Here is a 15,550-nt window from a genome sequence, read left to right on the forward strand (position 1 = left end):
CATCACCGGCCCACGGGGTACAACAACTCTTCCTTATACCCTGCCCACACCCGCACCACGTCGGGAAAGGCATCGTCCAGCTGCACATCGCCGCTATCGACCAGCAGTGGCCGGCCCTCGAGCGTGCCCAGTTTGCGTTTGGTCGCCACCACGCGCAGATGATCCAGGCCTATGGCGCGCAGCACCCGCGGGCTGATCTGCTGGTTGCCGCGGCCGATGATATGGCCCTGGCCGCCGATGGCGGTGACCAGCAGGCGCGCCGGATGCTCGGCCACCAGTTCGAACAACTGCGCCTCGGTGACATCGCGGGCAATTACTTGGGCGTTCTCGATGACATCGACGCCAAGCAAGGTGGTCTCCAGCCCGAGGTTCTGCGCAAGCCCGTGCAGGGTCGAACCGGGACCGAAGACGTAGCGCACATCGCTCTCCCAGCTCTCCTGCAGCCAGTCGGCCAGGTCGCTGAGCACCAGCTCTTCGGATTCCACGCCACCCTGTTTGACCTGCTGCATATAACCGCCCTCTTGCGGCACTGTCAGCTCGCCATACCAGCGCGCCGTCACCCTGCCTTCGCGCAAGGCGTGTTCGTCGATATCGCGCACCTCGCCGCTGGCCAGACGCACCAGGCCGCCCTCGATCAGCCGTGCGGCCAACTCGCCAGCGGCGCGCGGGCTGATGGCATAGACCCCGGACTGAATCTTCACCCCGGCCGGAATGCCCAGCACCGGCTGGCCGTCGCGCACGGCGGCGCAGATATCCCGCGCCGTGCCGTCGCCACCAGCAAACAGGATCAGCGCAACGCCGGCATCCTGCAGTTGTTCGACTGCCTTACGGGTATCCGCCGCGCTGCTCACCCGCTCATCCAGCTCGCCGACCACCCGGAAACTGAAGCCCATCTCGGCCAGCAGATCGGCGCCCATCGGCCCGGGAAAGGTCAGGAATTCCAGGCGATCCTGCACCACACGCAGACACTCCAGCGCCGTGCGCGTACGCATTGCCGCCAGCGGCTGACTACCCAGGGCCAGGGCCTGTTCGGCCACGCCATCACTGCCCTTGAGCCCCGCCGGACCGCCAAGACCTGCCAGGGGATTGATGATCAAGCCCAGGTGAAACCGCGACATAAACACCTCTGTGAGCCCCCGAGTGTCCCGGGGGTCTTTTCAACCCATACGTTGTTTTGGCACAGTGACAACCTAGTCACTTGTGAACTATATCTTTGACAGAACTTCATCGTTCGAGACTGTCACAGCCCGTTCAGTCGACTCTTTAGACTGCGCACACCACCTGATGAGGAGACCGTTCATGAGCCCACAGCAGCAGACGTCAGAACCCCATGTTGCTCCTGAACAGGCGCAACAGCCGGTAGGTGGCGCCATCATCGACGAACAAGGCCAGGAAATCCCAATCACCGAAAACATGATCCAGCGCGCGTGCCAGGAGCTGGAAAAAGACCTGACCAAGCCCCATACCGACAACGGCTGACCGGACCCTATGAGCCGACCCAGGCAAGGCCTGGTTTTTTCTTGGGCAGCGCCCCATTGGTGCGTTGAGGCGCTCGGCTGCAGCGCAACGCCGCTCGACCCGGGCTGACTCGGCTCATGAATAACCGCTCACTCAACGCAACGTCGCCCCCAGCGCCTTGATCATCCGTACCAGTTGCGGCGCATCGCCTTGCAGCTTGACGCTCAGCCCATCGATCTCGCGGCGCATCGGGTAATGTTTGCGCAACGCATCGAAGGCCGCACGCTGGCTGGCCGTGTCGCCCCGCAGGCTGCGGCGAAAGTCCGCATCGTCACGCCGCGGGTCATAGACCGCACGACACACAGTCGTCAACGCCCAGGCCGGATCGACGCCGGCATCCAGGCTCAACTCAGATAGCCAGGGAGCTGGCATCAACTCGTCGAGGCTGACCGCTGGCGGCCAGCCGAAATGCGCACACACCGCCGCATAGATCTGCGCCGTGCCGCGCAGCTTGCCGTCCAGGCTATAGCCGGCGATGTGCGGGGTGGCGATGCGGCACCGGCCGGCCAGTTCGACATCCACCTGCGGCTCGCCCTCCCAGACATCCAGCACCACCTGCAGATCGTCGCGCTGCTTGAGCAACTCGCGCAGCGCGGGGTTATCCACCACCGCGCCGCGGCTGGCATTGATCAGCCAGGCGCCCGGCTTAAGCTGAGCCAGGCGCCGCGCATCGAACAGATGATGGGTCGGCTGCGCGCCGCCACGCTCGAGCGGGGTGTGCAGGCTGAGCACATCGCACTCGGCGATCACCTGCTCCAGGCTGACGAAATCGCCGCCCTCGGCGAGCTGGCGCGGTGGGTCGCAGACCAGCACGCGCCAGCCCAGACCGCGTAATACTTCGACCAGACGCCCCCCCACCTCGCCGGCGCCGACCACCCCGTAGGTACGTGTCGCCAGCTCGACGCCCTGCTGCTCAGCCAGCAGCAGCAGGCTGCCGAGCACATAATCGACCACGCCGCGCGCATTGCAGCCGGGCGCACTGGCCCAGCCGATGCCGGCCTGGGCGAAATAATCGAGATCGAGATGGTCGGTGCCGATGGTGCAGGTGCCGACAAAGCGCACCGCACTGCCTTCGAGCAACGCTTGGTCGACCCGAGTGACCGAGCGCACCAGCAGCAGTTCGGCATCGGCTACGGCCGCCGCCGCGATACCGCGACCGGGCAAGCGACGAACCTCGCCGAATCCGGCAAAGAACTCATCGAGCAGGGGAATGTTCTCATCCGCGACTATTTGCATGATCGGCTCCATACGTCAGGCCGTCATTCTAACCCGTCGGCGCCCTCGCCGGCAGCGCGCTGAAACAGCGGCATAAGCGGCTTTCCTGACCGAAGTGTCAGCGCGTAGACTACGCGGTTTTCCCGGAGAGCCAGCGGATGACCTCTACGCCTGCCGTATCGCGCCAGCAGCGCGTGCGCACCGAACTGCGCACCCTGCTGGTGCTGGCCACGCCGATCATCATTGCCCAGTTGGCGCATACCGCCATGGGCTTCGTCGACACGCTGATGGCCGGCCGGGTCAGCCCCCAAGACCTGGCTGCGGTGGCGCTCGGCAACTCGATCTGGGTGCCGGTATTCCTGCTGATGACCGGCATCCTGCTGGCGACCACGTCCAAGGTGGCGCAGCGTTTCGGCGCCGGCCAGCAGGCCGAGATCGGCCCGCTGGTGCGCCAGGCCATGTGGCTGGCGCTGGCGGTCGGCGGCGCAGCCGCGATCTTGCTGTGGAACGCCGAAATAGTCCTGCAGCTGATGAATATCGAGCCAAGCCTGATTGAACCGTCCATGGACTATCTGCGTGCGGTGGCCTGCGGTTTCCCGGCAGTGGCGCTGTATCACGTGTTGCGCTGCTTCAGCGACGGCCTCGGCCACACCCGCCCCAGCATGATGCTGGGGCTTTGCGGCCTGCTACTGAACATTCCAGCCAACTACATCTTCATCTACGGCAAGTTCGGCCTGCCGGCCATGGGCGGGGTCGGCTGTGGCTGGGCTACCGCACTGGTGATGATCTTCATGCTGCTGGGTATGCTCTGGTGGGTGAAATGGGCGCCCTTCTACCATCCGAGTCAGCTGTTCGGTCGCTTCGACTGGCCGCAATGGCCGGTGATCCAGCGCCTGCTGACGATTGGCTTGCCGATTGGCATCGCGGTATTCGCCGAGTCGAGCATCTTCGCGGTAATCGCCCTGCTGATCGGCGGCCTCGGCGCCAGCGTGGTCGCCGGTCACCAGATCGCCCTCAACTTCAGCTCGCTGGTGTTTATGATCCCCTACTCCCTGGGCATGGCCGCCACTGTGCGCGTCGGCCAGATGCTTGGGCGCGGCGATCCCCGTCAGGCGCGTTTCGCCGCCGGGGTGAGCATGGCCACGGCGCTGGGCTATGCCTGTCTCTCCGCTAGTTTGATGCTGCTGTTGCGCGAGCAGATCGCGCAGATCTACACCGCCGATCCGACGGTGATTGCCCTGGCCTCCGGCTTGATCGTGTATGCCGCGCTGTTCCAGTTCTCCGATGCGATCCAGGTCACCGCTGCCGGCGCCCTGCGTGGCTACCAGGACACCCGCATCACCATGCTGCTGACCCTGTTCGCCTACTGGGGCATTGGCTTGCCGGTGGGTTACGCCCTCGGCCTGTCCAGCCTGTTTGGCGAGCCGAGCGGCCCGAGCGGGCTCTGGCAAGGCTTGATCGTCGGCCTGACCTGCGCCGCCATCATGCTGGCGATTCGGCTTGGCGGCAGCGCGCGCAAACGCATCCGAGCCGCTAAGATGGCGTGATGATCGCCAGAACCCTAGCCCTGCTCACCCTCCTCATCCTGTCGGCCTGCCAACCGACCGATGACGGCCTGGCCCTGCAGGCGGACTACCTGCAGCGCCTGAGCAATGTCGTCGAAGGCGAGGCCGTGGTGGTCTTCGATAAGGTCCAGTTGACCCGTTATCGCTTGCCGCCGCGCCGCGAGCGGGTGGTGGAGATCCCCGAGGTACGCATCGGCCTGCTCGATCTACTGATCGACGTGCGCCGCTGCCCCACACTGCAGCAGCAGATCAGCTTGCGTAACAGCATCCTCGGCAAGCAGTTGGTACCCAGTAGCCGCCTGGGCTATGAAGGCGACCTGTTGCGCGCCATCGATGCGTGCTTGCTGCGTCTTGCCGACGAGCAGGATCCACAGTTGCACGGCACACTCAGCAGCCTGGCCCTGGAGAAACGCGCCCAGCTGCCCAGTGTGTTCTGGAATGCGCTGAACGCCAGCCAGGAAGTCGAACGCTACCTGCGCTTTGCCGATCAGGCGCTACCGATCGCACCCGGCGAGGACAATGCGGCCCTCGCGGCCCTGGCCCAACTGGCCACCATGGCCAATGCCCTGCCGCAAACCCTGCCACCACCAACAGCCGAGCTCGACCCGCTGTTCTTCGCCCTGCATGCCAGCCCCCAGGGCGGCCAGTTGATCAGCAGCCTGGTCAGCCTGACCCATACCCTCAATGAGGGCAGTCGCCTGCTCGAGGAGCGCCAGCGACAGCGGCCCATCTGCCCGCAGGGCCGAGCGACTCCGCGCGGGCGCATTCTGCAGAACATCTTCGTCAAGTATTACGCCGGTGGTATGCAGCCCTATCTGGCCCAGGTGTACCAGCGCGGTCAAACCTGGAGCAGCAGCCTGCGCCAGCTCAGCGCCACAGCCGAGGTGCCGGCGGCCACGCGCAACTACCTGCTGAACCTGGCTGGCCCTGGGCAATCCCTGTGGGTTGATTTTCAAGCCGCCACCTCCCGGCATGTACGCGCCTGGCAGGACAGCCTGAAAAGCTGTGGCCTGGCGCCCGGTCAATCCGGGTGGAATGGCGAGGCCGCCAACGCCGACCAGTAGGCCGCGGAGAGGAACTCACGCCCCTGCAGCAGATGCGCCAGGTAGTCAGCGCTGGGCAACAGGCCATCCTGGCGAAACGCCGGATTGGCGATATACACCCAGGCAGGCTGCACGCCCCGGGCCGTGACAATCGCCAGGCGCTCGCGGCTGTAATAAATCGGCGTGCCCTCGAAGGGGTCGAGCTTGGCGATTTCATCCCGTTCGGCCAGTCGGTAGAGCACGCCTTCCACTACGCCATCTCGCTGGTAACGGATATTGGCGTAGGCACGACCCGGAGCACGGTCCACCGCGCGCTTGTTGAAACACAAGGCAAAGCCGATCAAGCGGCCCGGCATCACCTCACTCACCCGCAGACCGCGGGCCTGCATGCGCGCCGGGTTCATGTTCGAGCCGTAGGCGAAGTACCAGCCCATGGTCAGTCGGCCTTTTTCCGGATCAGGTACAGATAGGTACCCGCCTCCTCGCTCTGCTCGAGCAGTTCATGGCCGAGAAACACGCAGAACTTGGGAATGTCGCGCCGGGTCGAGGGGTCGGTGGCGATCACCTTGAGCAGGCCGCCAGCCGGCAGGTCGCGCACCTTGTTGTGCAGCATCATCACCGGTTCGGGGCAGTTCAGCCCGCTGGCGTCGAGGGTGTCATCGAGAATGGCGTCGGATTGCAGGGGCATCTGGCTGGCTCCAAAAACAGGCGGCTATTGTCGCGCAAAGCGGCCCCTCAGACCACCCGCCGCGCACATGCGCCAAGGCGAACCCGAACTAGCCTTTAACAGGTAGCCCCGCAGGCGGCGCAGGTGGTGAAAATGTCCGCACCCAACCAACCCCGGAACTGGTGCCTGGTGCGCCTGGACGACAATGGCAACGAGTTCGTCGTGCGCGCCGACCTGACCCGTGCCGGCGCCGAAGCTCTGGCGCGGCAATTCGAGGCGCACGGCCACAAACAGAGCTACTGGGTCAGGCAACAGCAGCCCTCTGGCCCGGACGAAAGCCGGGAAGATCGTTGACGCCGCCCCCGAGGCTCATTCGGGCCTTAGACGCGCAATGGACGCGCAGTCCCCGCGCCTACAACCGGCGCAGGTGGCAGGTCACTTCCTCGCGGTCGTGATAGAGCTGCTTGCAGGCTATCGACACCTTGATCTTGCGTTCGGCAAAGCCATCTTCCAGGCGCTGCAGCAGGCGACGCACTTCGGCATAGCGCTGCTTCATCGGCAATTTGAGGTTGACCACTGCCTCGCGGCACAAGCCTTCGCCGATCCAGGTTTCCAGCAAGGCGGCGCTGCGCGCAGGCTTCTCGACGATGTCGCAGACCATCCAATCCACCGGCTGGCGTGGCTTGTAGATGAAGCCATCGACCATCAGGTGCTGCACCAGGCCGGTCTCCATCAGGCTTTCGGCCATGGGGCCGTTGTCGATGGCAGTCACCAGCATGCCGCGCTTGACCAGCTGGTAGGTCCAGCCGCCCGGCGCGGCGCCGAGGTCGACGCCGGTCATGTCGCCCGACAGGCGCTCGTCCCACTGCTCACGCGGAATAAAGGTGTGCCAGGCCTCTTCCAGCTTGAGGGTCGAACGGCTCGGCGCCTCGCGGGGGAACTTCAGGCGCGGAATGCCCATCGGCCACTGCGCAGAATTATTGGTCTCGGCCAGGCCGACGAACACCTCGCGGCCGCTCTTGAAGGTCAGCAACAGGCGCGGCTTGAGAGGGTCTTCCACCAGTTTGCCGGCCTTGCTCAGCGCATTGCGCAGCGGCGCCTCGAACTTCTTGCAGAAATTCGACAATTCCTTGCCATCGTTGGTGTCGAGCACTTCCAGCCACAGGCTGCCGAACGTCGGCAGGTCCGCCAGATGGGTCAGCAACACGCTGATGCGATCCAGCTCCGGCAGGTCGATGAACATGCCTCGCGCCCATTGCCGCGGGAAAATCAGCTTACTGAAACGCACACCGCCCATCAGGCGCTCGGCGCCGTCCGGCTCGGTGCAGATAAATTCGGCGCAGGCCGTACTCGGCTTGGCCTTGGCGTAACCGACCACATCCAGACGCGCGGCATGCTCGGCGATCTCCGCACACACCTCGTTCTCGAACCCAGGGCGGCAATGCAGTAACAAAGTATTCATCGGTGATCTCCTCAAGGCGCGCATCATAACGGAGTCGGCAACCCGGGGCGCACCTGACCTGTCCAGTTAATGGCACGCTAGATTACGCCGGCTGCCGTTTTGTCGCCCTGCTCGGCGGACGCCATCGCTTCACGAGCATGGCCCCGGCCTTATGCCTACAGCTGCATCCATGGGCTGCCTGCGGGCACACCCCACATCCTACTAGTAGGAGGCGCGCCCCGCGGCGATGCGTGCCACCGGCCCGCTGAACTCACAGGCATCGCCCCGGCTCGACCCTGCTGCAGGTTCAGGTGGTGTCTGGCGTCGGCAGCAATGACTGAGTGAGAAAAGGCCGCACCGCCATAAGACCTATGACATGGCAAGCCTCGCCAAGCAGAGCTAGCTTGAAGACTCTGCAGCAAACAATCCGGTTTGCACCGTGCAAGCCACAGGAGACGCGCAATGCCTTCCTTAGATAGCCTGAACAGCCGCCGCAGCCTCGCCGTCGGCGACCAGACCTACCAGTATTTCAGCCTGCCGGACGCGGCCAAGACCCTCGGCAATATCGACAGGTTGCCGATGTCGCTGAAAGTCCTGCTGGAAAACCTGTTGCGCTGGGAGGACGGCAAGACCGTCACCGGCAGCGATCTGCAGGCCATGGCCGATTGGCTGAAAAGCCGCGGTTCCGAACGCGAGATCCAGTACCGCCCGGCGCGCGTGCTGATGCAGGACTTCACCGGCGTCCCGGCGGTGGTCGACCTGGCCGCCATGCGCGAGGCCATGGCCAAGGCCGGCGGCGACCCGCAGAAGATCAACCCGCTGTCGCCGGTCGACCTGGTGATCGACCACTCGGTAATGGTCGACAAGTTCGCCAGCCACGCCGCCTTCGGCCAGAACGTCGCCATCGAGATGCAGCGCAACGGCGAACGCTACGCCTTCCTGCGTTGGGGCCAGCATGCCTTCGCCAACTTCAGCGTGGTGCCGCCGGGCACCGGCATCTGCCATCAGGTCAACCTGGAGTACCTCGGCCGCACCGTCTGGACCAGGGAGGAAGACGGCCAGACCTTCGCCTTCCCCGACACCCTGGTCGGCACCGACTCGCACACCACCATGATCAATGGCCTCGGCATCCTCGGCTGGGGCGTCGGCGGCATCGAGGCGGAGGCGGCAATGCTCGGCCAGCCGGTGTCGATGCTGATCCCCGAGGTGATCGGCTTCAAACTGAGCGGCAAACTCAAGGAGGGCATCACCGCCACCGACCTGGTACTGACCGTCACCCAGATGCTGCGCAGCAAGGGTGTGGTCGGCAAGTTCGTCGAGTTCTACGGCGACGGCCTGGCCGACCTGCCGCTGGCCGATCGCGCGACCATCGCCAACATGGCGCCGGAATACGGCGCGACCTGCGGTTTCTTTCCGGTCGATGCGATCACCCTCGGCTATCTGCGCCTGTCCGGGCGCCCGGAGCAGACCGTCAAGCTGGTCGAGGCCTACTGCAAGGCTCAGGGTCTGTGGCGCGAACAAGGTCAGGAACCCCTGTTCAGCGACAGCCTGGAGCTGGACATGGGCAGCGTCGAAGCCTGCCTGGCCGGGCCGAAACGGCCACAGGACCGGGTCGCCCTGCCCCAGGTCAAACAAGCTTTCGACGACTTTACCGGACTGCAGGTAAAACCCGCCGCCGCTGAGGAGGCGCGCCTGCTCGACGAGGGGGGCGGCGGCGCCGCGGTGGGTAGCGCGGCACTGGTCGGCGAGGCCGACTACCACCATGAGGGGCAGACTTACCGCCTGAAGAACGGCGCCGTGGTGATCGCCGCCATCACCTCCTGTACCAACACCTCCAACCCCAGCGTGATGATGGCTGCCGGCCTGCTGGCGAAGAAGGCGGTGGAGAAAGGCCTGCAGCGCAAGCCCTGGGTCAAGAGTTCGCTGGCGCCCGGCTCCAAGGTGGTGACCGAGTACTTCAACGCCGCCGGCCTGACCCGCTACCTGGATGAATTGGGCTTCGACCTGGTCGGCTACGGCTGCACCACCTGCATCGGCAATTCGGGGCCGCTGCTCGAGCCGATCGAACAGGCCATCCAGCAGTCCGACCTGACGGTCGCCTCGGTGCTGTCCGGCAACCGCAACTTCGAGGGCCGCGTGCATCCGCTGGTGAAAACCAACTGGCTGGCCTCACCGCCGCTGGTGGTGGCCTATGCCCTGGCCGGCAGCGTGCGGGTGGATATCACCAGCGAAGCGCTGGGCCAAGGCAAGGACGGCCGGCCGGTGTACCTCAAGGACATCTGGCCGAGCCAGGCGGAAATCGCCGAGGCTATCCTGCAGGTCGACACCGCGATGTTCCACAAGGAATACGCCGAGGTGTTCGCCGGCGACGCGCAATGGCAAGCCATCGCAGTGCCGCAAGCCGCCACCTATGCCTGGCAGGCTGACTCAACCTATATCCAGCATCCGCCGTTCTTCGAGGACATCGCCGACGCACCGCCGCATATCGGCGACATCCACCAGGCGCGCATCCTCGCCCTGCTCGGCGACTCGGTGACCACCGACCACATCTCCCCGGCCGGCAACATCCAGGCCGACAGTCCGGCCGGACGCTACCTGCGCGAACAGGGCGTCGAACCGGTCGACTTCAATTCCTACGGCTCGCGCCGCGGCAACCATGAAGTGATGATGCGCGGCACCTTCGCCAATATCCGCATCCGCAACGAAATGCTCGGCGGCGAAGAAGGCGGCAACACCCTGCACGTACCCAGTGGCGACAAGCTGGCGATCTACGACGCGGCCATGCGCTACCAGGAGGCCGGCACCCCGCTGGTGGTGATCGCCGGCAAGGAGTACGGCACCGGATCCAGCCGCGACTGGGCGGCCAAGGGCACTAACCTGCTCGGGATCAAGGCGGTGATCGCCGAAAGCTTCGAGCGTATCCACCGCTCCAACCTGGTCGGCATGGGCGTGCTGCCCTTGCAGTTCATGCCCGGTCAGAATCGCAAGAGCTTGCACCTGACTGGACAGGAAAAGCTCGGCATCTACGGACTGGACGGCGTCGAGCTGCATCCACAGATGAAGTTGATGGTGGAAATCGCACGCGCGGATGGCACGCGAGAAAGCGTCGAAGTGCTGTGCCGCATCGATACACTCAACGAGGTGGAGTACTTCAAGGCTGGTGGCATCCTGCACTATGTATTGCGCCAGCTGATCGCCGGCTAGTTGTGAGGCTCAGCCTGCCGACTCGCCGGCGAAACCGCCCTAGCGCCATCCGGGAAGTGATCCCGAATGACGCTAGGACAACCTCAGCAACCACAGATGCATAGCGCCGCTGCCACTGACAGTTATTGCATCCCAAGCCCCCATTGCAAGCACGAACGGTCCCGCTCTGTTTTGTCGCCCGCGCAAATGTGAAGCCGTTGAAGATCCAGTTACACTGCGCGGCATATTTACCTCTCAACTTCAGCCCTGCCTGGCCGATGACAAGGCATAACCCTTAGGGACAAGCTCCTCATGCGCAACAATCAGCCCATCACCCAACGCGAACGCACCTTCGCGCCCCAGCAGCGCCTGATCTCCACCACGGATGCCAAAGGCCAGATCACCTATTGCAACGACGCGTTCGTCGAAATCAGTGGCTTCAGCCAGGACGAGTTGATGGGTGCGCCACACAATCTGGTGCGTCACCCGGATGTGCCGTCGGCAGTGTTCGCCCACATGTGGAACACCCTGAAGCAGGGTCGCCCCTGGATGGGCATCGTCAAAAACCGCAGCAAGAATGGCGATCACTACTGGGTCAATGCCTACGTCACGCCGATACTGGAAAAAAGCCAGGTGGTTGGCTACGAGTCGGTACGGATCAAACCGACCGCCGAGCAAGTGCGCCGCGCCGAAGCCCTGTACCAGCGCATCAACAGCGGCAAGTCCGCCGTCCCCAGCCGTGATCAGTGGTTACCGACCCTGCAAAACTGGCTGCCCTTTATCCTGGTCAGCCAGATCGGCTTCCTTATCGGTACCTGGCTCGACTCCAGCTGGGGCTTTGCCGTTGCCGCCCTGCTCTCGGTACCGCTCGGGCTGATTGGCCTCAACTGGCAACAGCGCGGGATGAAACGCCTGCTGCAATTGGCCGAGCAAACCACCTCCGACCCGCTGATCGCCCAGATGTACACCGACAGCCGCGGTGCCCAGGGCCGCCTGGAAATGTCCCTCCTCGGCCAGGAAGCACGCTTGAAAACCTGCCTGACGCGCCTACAGGACAGCGCCGAAGGCCTGGCCAAACAGGCCAAACAGGCCGACACCCTGGCACACAGCAGCTCGGCCGGCCTGGATCGCCAACGCCAGGAAACCGAGCAGGTTGCTACCGCAGTCAACGAAATGGCTGCCACCACCCTGGAAGTCGCCAGTAACGTCGCCCGCACCGCCATCGCCACCCAGGAAGCGAATCGCCTGACCAGCGAAGGCCGCTCCATCACTGCGGAAACCCGGGCTGCCATTCAGCGCCTCTCGCAGTCGGTCGGTGACACCGGCGAAACTGTCACCCGCCTGGCCCAGGACAGCAACGAAATCGGCGGCGTAGTTGACGTAATCAAAGGCATCGCCGACCAGACCAACCTGCTCGCCCTCAACGCCGCCATCGAGGCTGCCCGCGCCGGTGAAATGGGTCGCGGCTTTGCCGTGGTGGCCGACGAAGTCCGCTCGCTGGCACAACGCACCGCCGAATCCACCGGGCAGATTCACCAACTGATAGCCAAGCTGCAGCGCACCGCCGAAGAAGCGGTAATGACCATGGAAATCGGCCGCAAACAAGCCGATGAAGGCGTCGACCGCGTACAACAAGCCGACCTGGCCCTTGCTGGGATCAGTGACGCGGTGTCCAATATCGCCGACATGGCCGACCAGATTGCCGCCGCCGCCGAGGAACAAAGCTCGGTCGCCGACGAAATCAACCGCAACATCACCAACATCGCCCAACTGTCCGACCAGACCGCCAGCGAAGCGCAAAGCTCCGCCGTGCTCAGCGAAGCACTCACCGCCACCGCGCAAGGGCAGTACTCGCTGGTCGAACGCTTCAACCGCTAAACACAACCAGGGCGCCCGAGCAGACTCGGCGCGCCCTCAGTTTTGGGCACAGCTGGTTCCTCGGCGGCTCTCCGACGGTTGTGCTGCGGATGGTATTCAACGTACGCCAGCAACAGCCCACCGCCAATCCTATCGCCGCGCCCATCTCAGCTCGACGCCAGAACTGAGCGCTTGTGAAAAACGCTCGCCTACGGCAGCCAGCTGCAAACGACCCGACCGCAGCGCGCCTTGCCGCACAAGCCTGGAGACGGTCTCGCAACATCACTCGATACTTTCACAACCGCTAAGGACTGACCGGCTCGCAGCTTGAGTTGCTGGCGGCTCGGCGCGCATTGCGCTCGATCGAACGCCGCCCCAGAGGCGGCGTTTTGCGTAAGAGCCTGCGGCTCTGCAGTCGGCCAACAAATTCCTCACACAGTCCGACACGCCCTTCACATCGAGCTCCTTAGGCTTCAGCGATTCTCTCGACCTACGCATAGAGGTTGTTGTGCGAAAAAACTCGCAGTCAACCGAAACCCCCGAAGGCGCTGCCAAGTGGACCTTCGCCATCAGCCGCAACGTTCTGATCATGGTCGTTGCTCTGTGGTTGATGCTGACCACGAACATCCCCTTCTGGCGTGATATATGGCAAGGCGTGGGCGGCTGGAGCAATGACAACACCCTGTTCCTGATCACCTTGCCAGTGCTGGTTTGGCTGTGGCTTTACCTGTTGCTCAGCCTTCTGGCCTGGGGCCGGTTGACCAAGGCGATCCTGGGAGTGCTGCTGGTGTCGGCGCCGGCCAGTTTCTTCATGAGCAGCTACGGCATCGTCATCGACTACAACATGCTGACTAACGTGCTGCCGACCGACAGTGCCGAGGCCCTGGATCTATTCAGCTGGGGCATGTTCGGCTGGCTGTTGATACTCGGCGTCTTACCCGCATTAGTCGTCAGCCGGGTACGCCTGATCGCTCGGCCTTGGGCGCATGAGCTGGGCTTCAAGTTGGCGAGCATGGTCCTGGGTCTGGTTTGCCTGGCCGGCATCATGATGAGCAACTATCAGTCGTATGCCTCGCTGCTGCGCAATCACCATGAACTGCGCCTGCTGCTGACCCCGTCCAACGTGGTGGCGGCGGTCCATGGTTATAGCAAGCGTCAGTTTGCGACTCCGACCAAGCTGCAGGTGGTTGGTGCCGATGCCTACCAGGTCAAGCCGGTAGGTGGAACCGCCAAGCCCAAGGTGACGATCCTAGTCGTCGGTGAAACCGCTCGGGCGGCAGACTTTTCACTCAACGGTTACGCTCGCCCGACCAACCCGGAACTGGCCAAGCAGGATGTCATCAGCTTCAGCAATGCCAGCTCCTGCGGCACCGCCACGGCAGTATCGGTGTCCTGCATGTTCCTCGATGTCGGCCACGACCACTATCGATTGGCACCGCAGAATTTCAGCCGCAGCCCAAGTTCCACCGCGATGGCGGAGTAGAAGCTGAACGCGCGGTCGAAGTCGGTGATCCCGACACATACATGAGAAATCATGATCCATCCTTAATCTGCAGCCTGATGGACAGCCACTAGAGTATCCAGCGAAGCGGGTTAACCAAGGCTCAGGTCCTGAACATGGACAAATCCAGCGGCAACTCTTCACCCAACCACGCCGCATGGGTGCTGTGGTCGGCCAGGTCGTCACCGGTCACAGCATGCACCAGGACGGACAAACCCTGGCGATTGCTCTCCAGCCAGGGCAGCAGCTGATCGAACTGCGCCTGGTCGAAAGACAGCTGGCAGCTCCAGCGCGGATGCGGACCAACCAGGCGCTGATGAATACGCCCGACCTTGACGGCGAATAGCTCTCCGGCCCGTTCGCAGAGCGAGGTAGTCAGCGCCAGAGACTGCCCATCGAAGTAGACATGCGCATGGTACTGGAGGTAGTCATTGCTGGGGCGCTTGGTCATGGGTGGGCCTCGGTGGGTCGCATAACGAGCAGCATGCCTGCCATGCCTGGCTGATTAGTCTGCTGCGCTCTAGGATAATCCCGCATCTGCACTCTCGATGGCCAGCACATGAACCGCTTTCGCACGATAGATCGCAAGACCACCAGAGAGAACACGAGCTGCGCCTGATCGGGCCACACACTCACATCGTCCAGCACGGTGACGGGCACTTTATCAATCCCGAACAAATAACCCTGCGCGGGCAGAGTGCACAACTCGAGTGCATCTTGGGTCTGTCGGCATCGAGGTCTTGCCTGGCCAGGCCGGGCCTGTGCTCACAAAGCGCACGCTGCGCCTGATCCGGCTCGCACGGACGTATCCACCCCGGACGCCATACGGCTTTATGACGACCTATAAGGCCCACACCCGGGCCGAAATCCACGAATGATAGGCAAGGCAGGTCAACGGTAATGACATCCATGGCCACATGCCATTCAGGGCGCCACTCGAATAGTGCGAGCAGCGGCCTTGGCTATTTTAATGCATCACATCAATTTTCAGCCTGGCCGCACCTGGCATCGCCTTTAACCGCGCAAGCAAAGGCGGCAGCCTGCTCACGTTTTAGCAGGTTGCCGCGTTTATGAAACATCCGAGCAAGCAGTCGGTCAGCGCTTAACCCAGGATTACGGTGAAAAAACGCAACCTGCTCATTTTGCCAACCGCTATTACAGGTAATGCCACCCGCGCCACAAAAACTGCACACTGAGCCGCCCACCCAGATCAAAGGACCAGACCACCGACCGTCCGAAGTGCAGGCCTGAATTAACCCTGCGAAGCGCCTACTAGGGGCAACACCAAGCCTTTGCAGGTTTAATTCAAGGGCGTTTTCTTGATGAAGTCGTTATTTAATTAAGCACTCGAGAATACAACTGAACTATAGCGGGCACTTAAGATCTCACCCAGGTTAATGACATTGTGTTGCATTCAGATTTTGTGGGCGCCAGGTTATTTGAATGCCAAAATGGCCCCCATGCCAATAAACTGGCGTAGTGCAAATTCACACTCAAACCCCGCTCCCACTTAAGTATTTAATTGTTTAATTGCTCATTATATTTATTAGGCCTAAGCTG

At 63.1% G+C, this 15,550-nt stretch carries 13 protein-coding genes; 7 read left to right on the forward strand and 6 right to left on the reverse strand.

From position 1 onward, the window contains the following. Positions 1 to 2 precede the first annotated feature (2 nt). A complete protein-coding gene (locus LJY18_RS09140; protein ID WP_238041497.1) occupies positions 3 to 1,118 on the reverse strand; it encodes an ATP-NAD kinase family protein in 1,116 nt (371 codons plus the stop codon). Between the two features lie 181 nt (positions 1,119 to 1,299). Between LJY18_RS09140 and LJY18_RS09145 the strand changes: the two genes are divergently transcribed. Next, the gene (locus LJY18_RS09145) at positions 1,300 to 1,479 is read left to right on the forward strand and encodes a PA1571 family protein (protein ID WP_238041498.1); all 180 of its coding nucleotides are present in this window, start codon (positions 1,300 to 1,302) and stop codon (positions 1,477 to 1,479) included. Positions 1,480 to 1,611: 132 nt separating this feature from the next. On the opposite strand, the gene pdxB is transcribed toward LJY18_RS09145, so the two are convergent. Continuing rightward, positions 1,612 to 2,754: a 4-phosphoerythronate dehydrogenase PdxB gene (gene pdxB / locus LJY18_RS09150; RefSeq protein ID WP_238041499.1), complete on the reverse strand. Its 1,143-nt coding sequence runs from the start codon at positions 2,752 to 2,754 to the stop codon at positions 1,612 to 1,614. A gap of 137 nt (positions 2,755 to 2,891) precedes the next feature. Here pdxB and LJY18_RS09155 point away from each other — a divergent pair, with 137 nt between their 5' ends. Together LJY18_RS09155 and LJY18_RS09160 are read left to right on the forward strand one after the other, a co-directional pair. Further along, entirely contained in the window at positions 2,892 to 4,280 is a 1,389-nt protein-coding gene (locus LJY18_RS09155) for an MATE family efflux transporter (RefSeq protein WP_238041500.1), read from the forward strand. Continuing rightward, positions 4,280 to 5,362 carry a DUF3080 family protein gene (locus tag LJY18_RS09160; protein WP_238041501.1) on the forward strand — a complete coding sequence of 361 codons (1,083 nt, stop codon included), beginning with the start codon at positions 4,280 to 4,282 and terminating at the stop codon, positions 5,360 to 5,362. Before LJY18_RS09155 ends, LJY18_RS09160 begins: the two co-directional genes overlap by 1 nt. On the opposite strand, the gene LJY18_RS09165 is transcribed toward LJY18_RS09160, so the two are convergent. Beyond that, positions 5,320 to 5,775 carry a gamma-glutamylcyclotransferase family protein gene (locus LJY18_RS09165; protein WP_238041502.1) on the reverse strand — a complete coding sequence of 152 codons (456 nt, stop codon included), beginning with the start codon at positions 5,773 to 5,775 and terminating at the stop codon, positions 5,320 to 5,322. The two genes, LJY18_RS09160 and LJY18_RS09165, sit on opposite strands and share 43 nt — an antisense overlap. Positions 5,776 to 5,777: 2 nt before the next feature. After that, entirely contained in the window at positions 5,778 to 6,029 is a 252-nt protein-coding gene (gene tusA / locus LJY18_RS09170; RefSeq protein ID WP_238041503.1) for a sulfurtransferase TusA, read from the reverse strand. A gap of 132 nt (positions 6,030 to 6,161) precedes the next feature. Here tusA and LJY18_RS09175 point away from each other — a divergent pair, with 132 nt between their 5' ends. After that, complete coding sequence (locus LJY18_RS09175) at positions 6,162 to 6,362, forward strand: hypothetical protein (protein WP_238041504.1); 201 nt, start codon at positions 6,162 to 6,164, stop codon at positions 6,360 to 6,362. 58 nt (positions 6,363 to 6,420) lie between these two features. On the opposite strand, the gene rlmM is transcribed toward LJY18_RS09175, so the two are convergent. Further along, the gene (gene rlmM, locus LJY18_RS09180) at positions 6,421 to 7,470 is read right to left on the reverse strand and encodes a 23S rRNA (cytidine(2498)-2'-O)-methyltransferase RlmM (protein WP_238041505.1); all 1,050 of its coding nucleotides are present in this window, start codon (positions 7,468 to 7,470) and stop codon (positions 6,421 to 6,423) included. Positions 7,471 to 7,911: 441 nt separating this feature from the next. Between rlmM and acnA the strand changes: the two genes are divergently transcribed. The 3 genes from acnA (at position 7,912) to LJY18_RS09195 (ending at position 13,972) form a co-directional block, all read left to right on the forward strand. Continuing rightward, complete coding sequence (acnA, locus tag LJY18_RS09185) at positions 7,912 to 10,653, forward strand: aconitate hydratase AcnA (RefSeq protein WP_238041506.1); 2,742 nt, start codon at positions 7,912 to 7,914, stop codon at positions 10,651 to 10,653. Positions 10,654 to 10,944: 291 nt separating this feature from the next. Then, a complete protein-coding gene (locus tag LJY18_RS09190; RefSeq protein ID WP_238041507.1) occupies positions 10,945 to 12,510 on the forward strand; it encodes a methyl-accepting chemotaxis protein in 1,566 nt (521 codons plus the stop codon). A gap of 487 nt (positions 12,511 to 12,997) precedes the next feature. Then, positions 12,998 to 13,972 (forward strand): phosphoethanolamine transferase, encoded by a 975-nt coding sequence (locus LJY18_RS09195; protein ID WP_238041508.1) that lies wholly within the window; start codon positions 12,998 to 13,000, stop codon positions 13,970 to 13,972. A gap of 121 nt (positions 13,973 to 14,093) precedes the next feature. On the opposite strand, the gene LJY18_RS09200 is transcribed toward LJY18_RS09195, so the two are convergent. Further along, on the reverse strand, positions 14,094 to 14,441 hold the full coding sequence (locus tag LJY18_RS09200) for a DOPA 4,5-dioxygenase family protein (protein WP_238041509.1): 348 nt from the start codon (positions 14,439 to 14,441) through the stop codon (positions 14,094 to 14,096). Positions 14,442 to 15,550: the final 1,109 nt, after the last annotated feature.

The sequence above is a fragment of the Pseudomonas sp. MMS21 TM103 genome, from assembly GCF_022132145.1.
Classification (GTDB): Bacteria; Pseudomonadota; Gammaproteobacteria; order Pseudomonadales; family Pseudomonadaceae; genus Aquipseudomonas.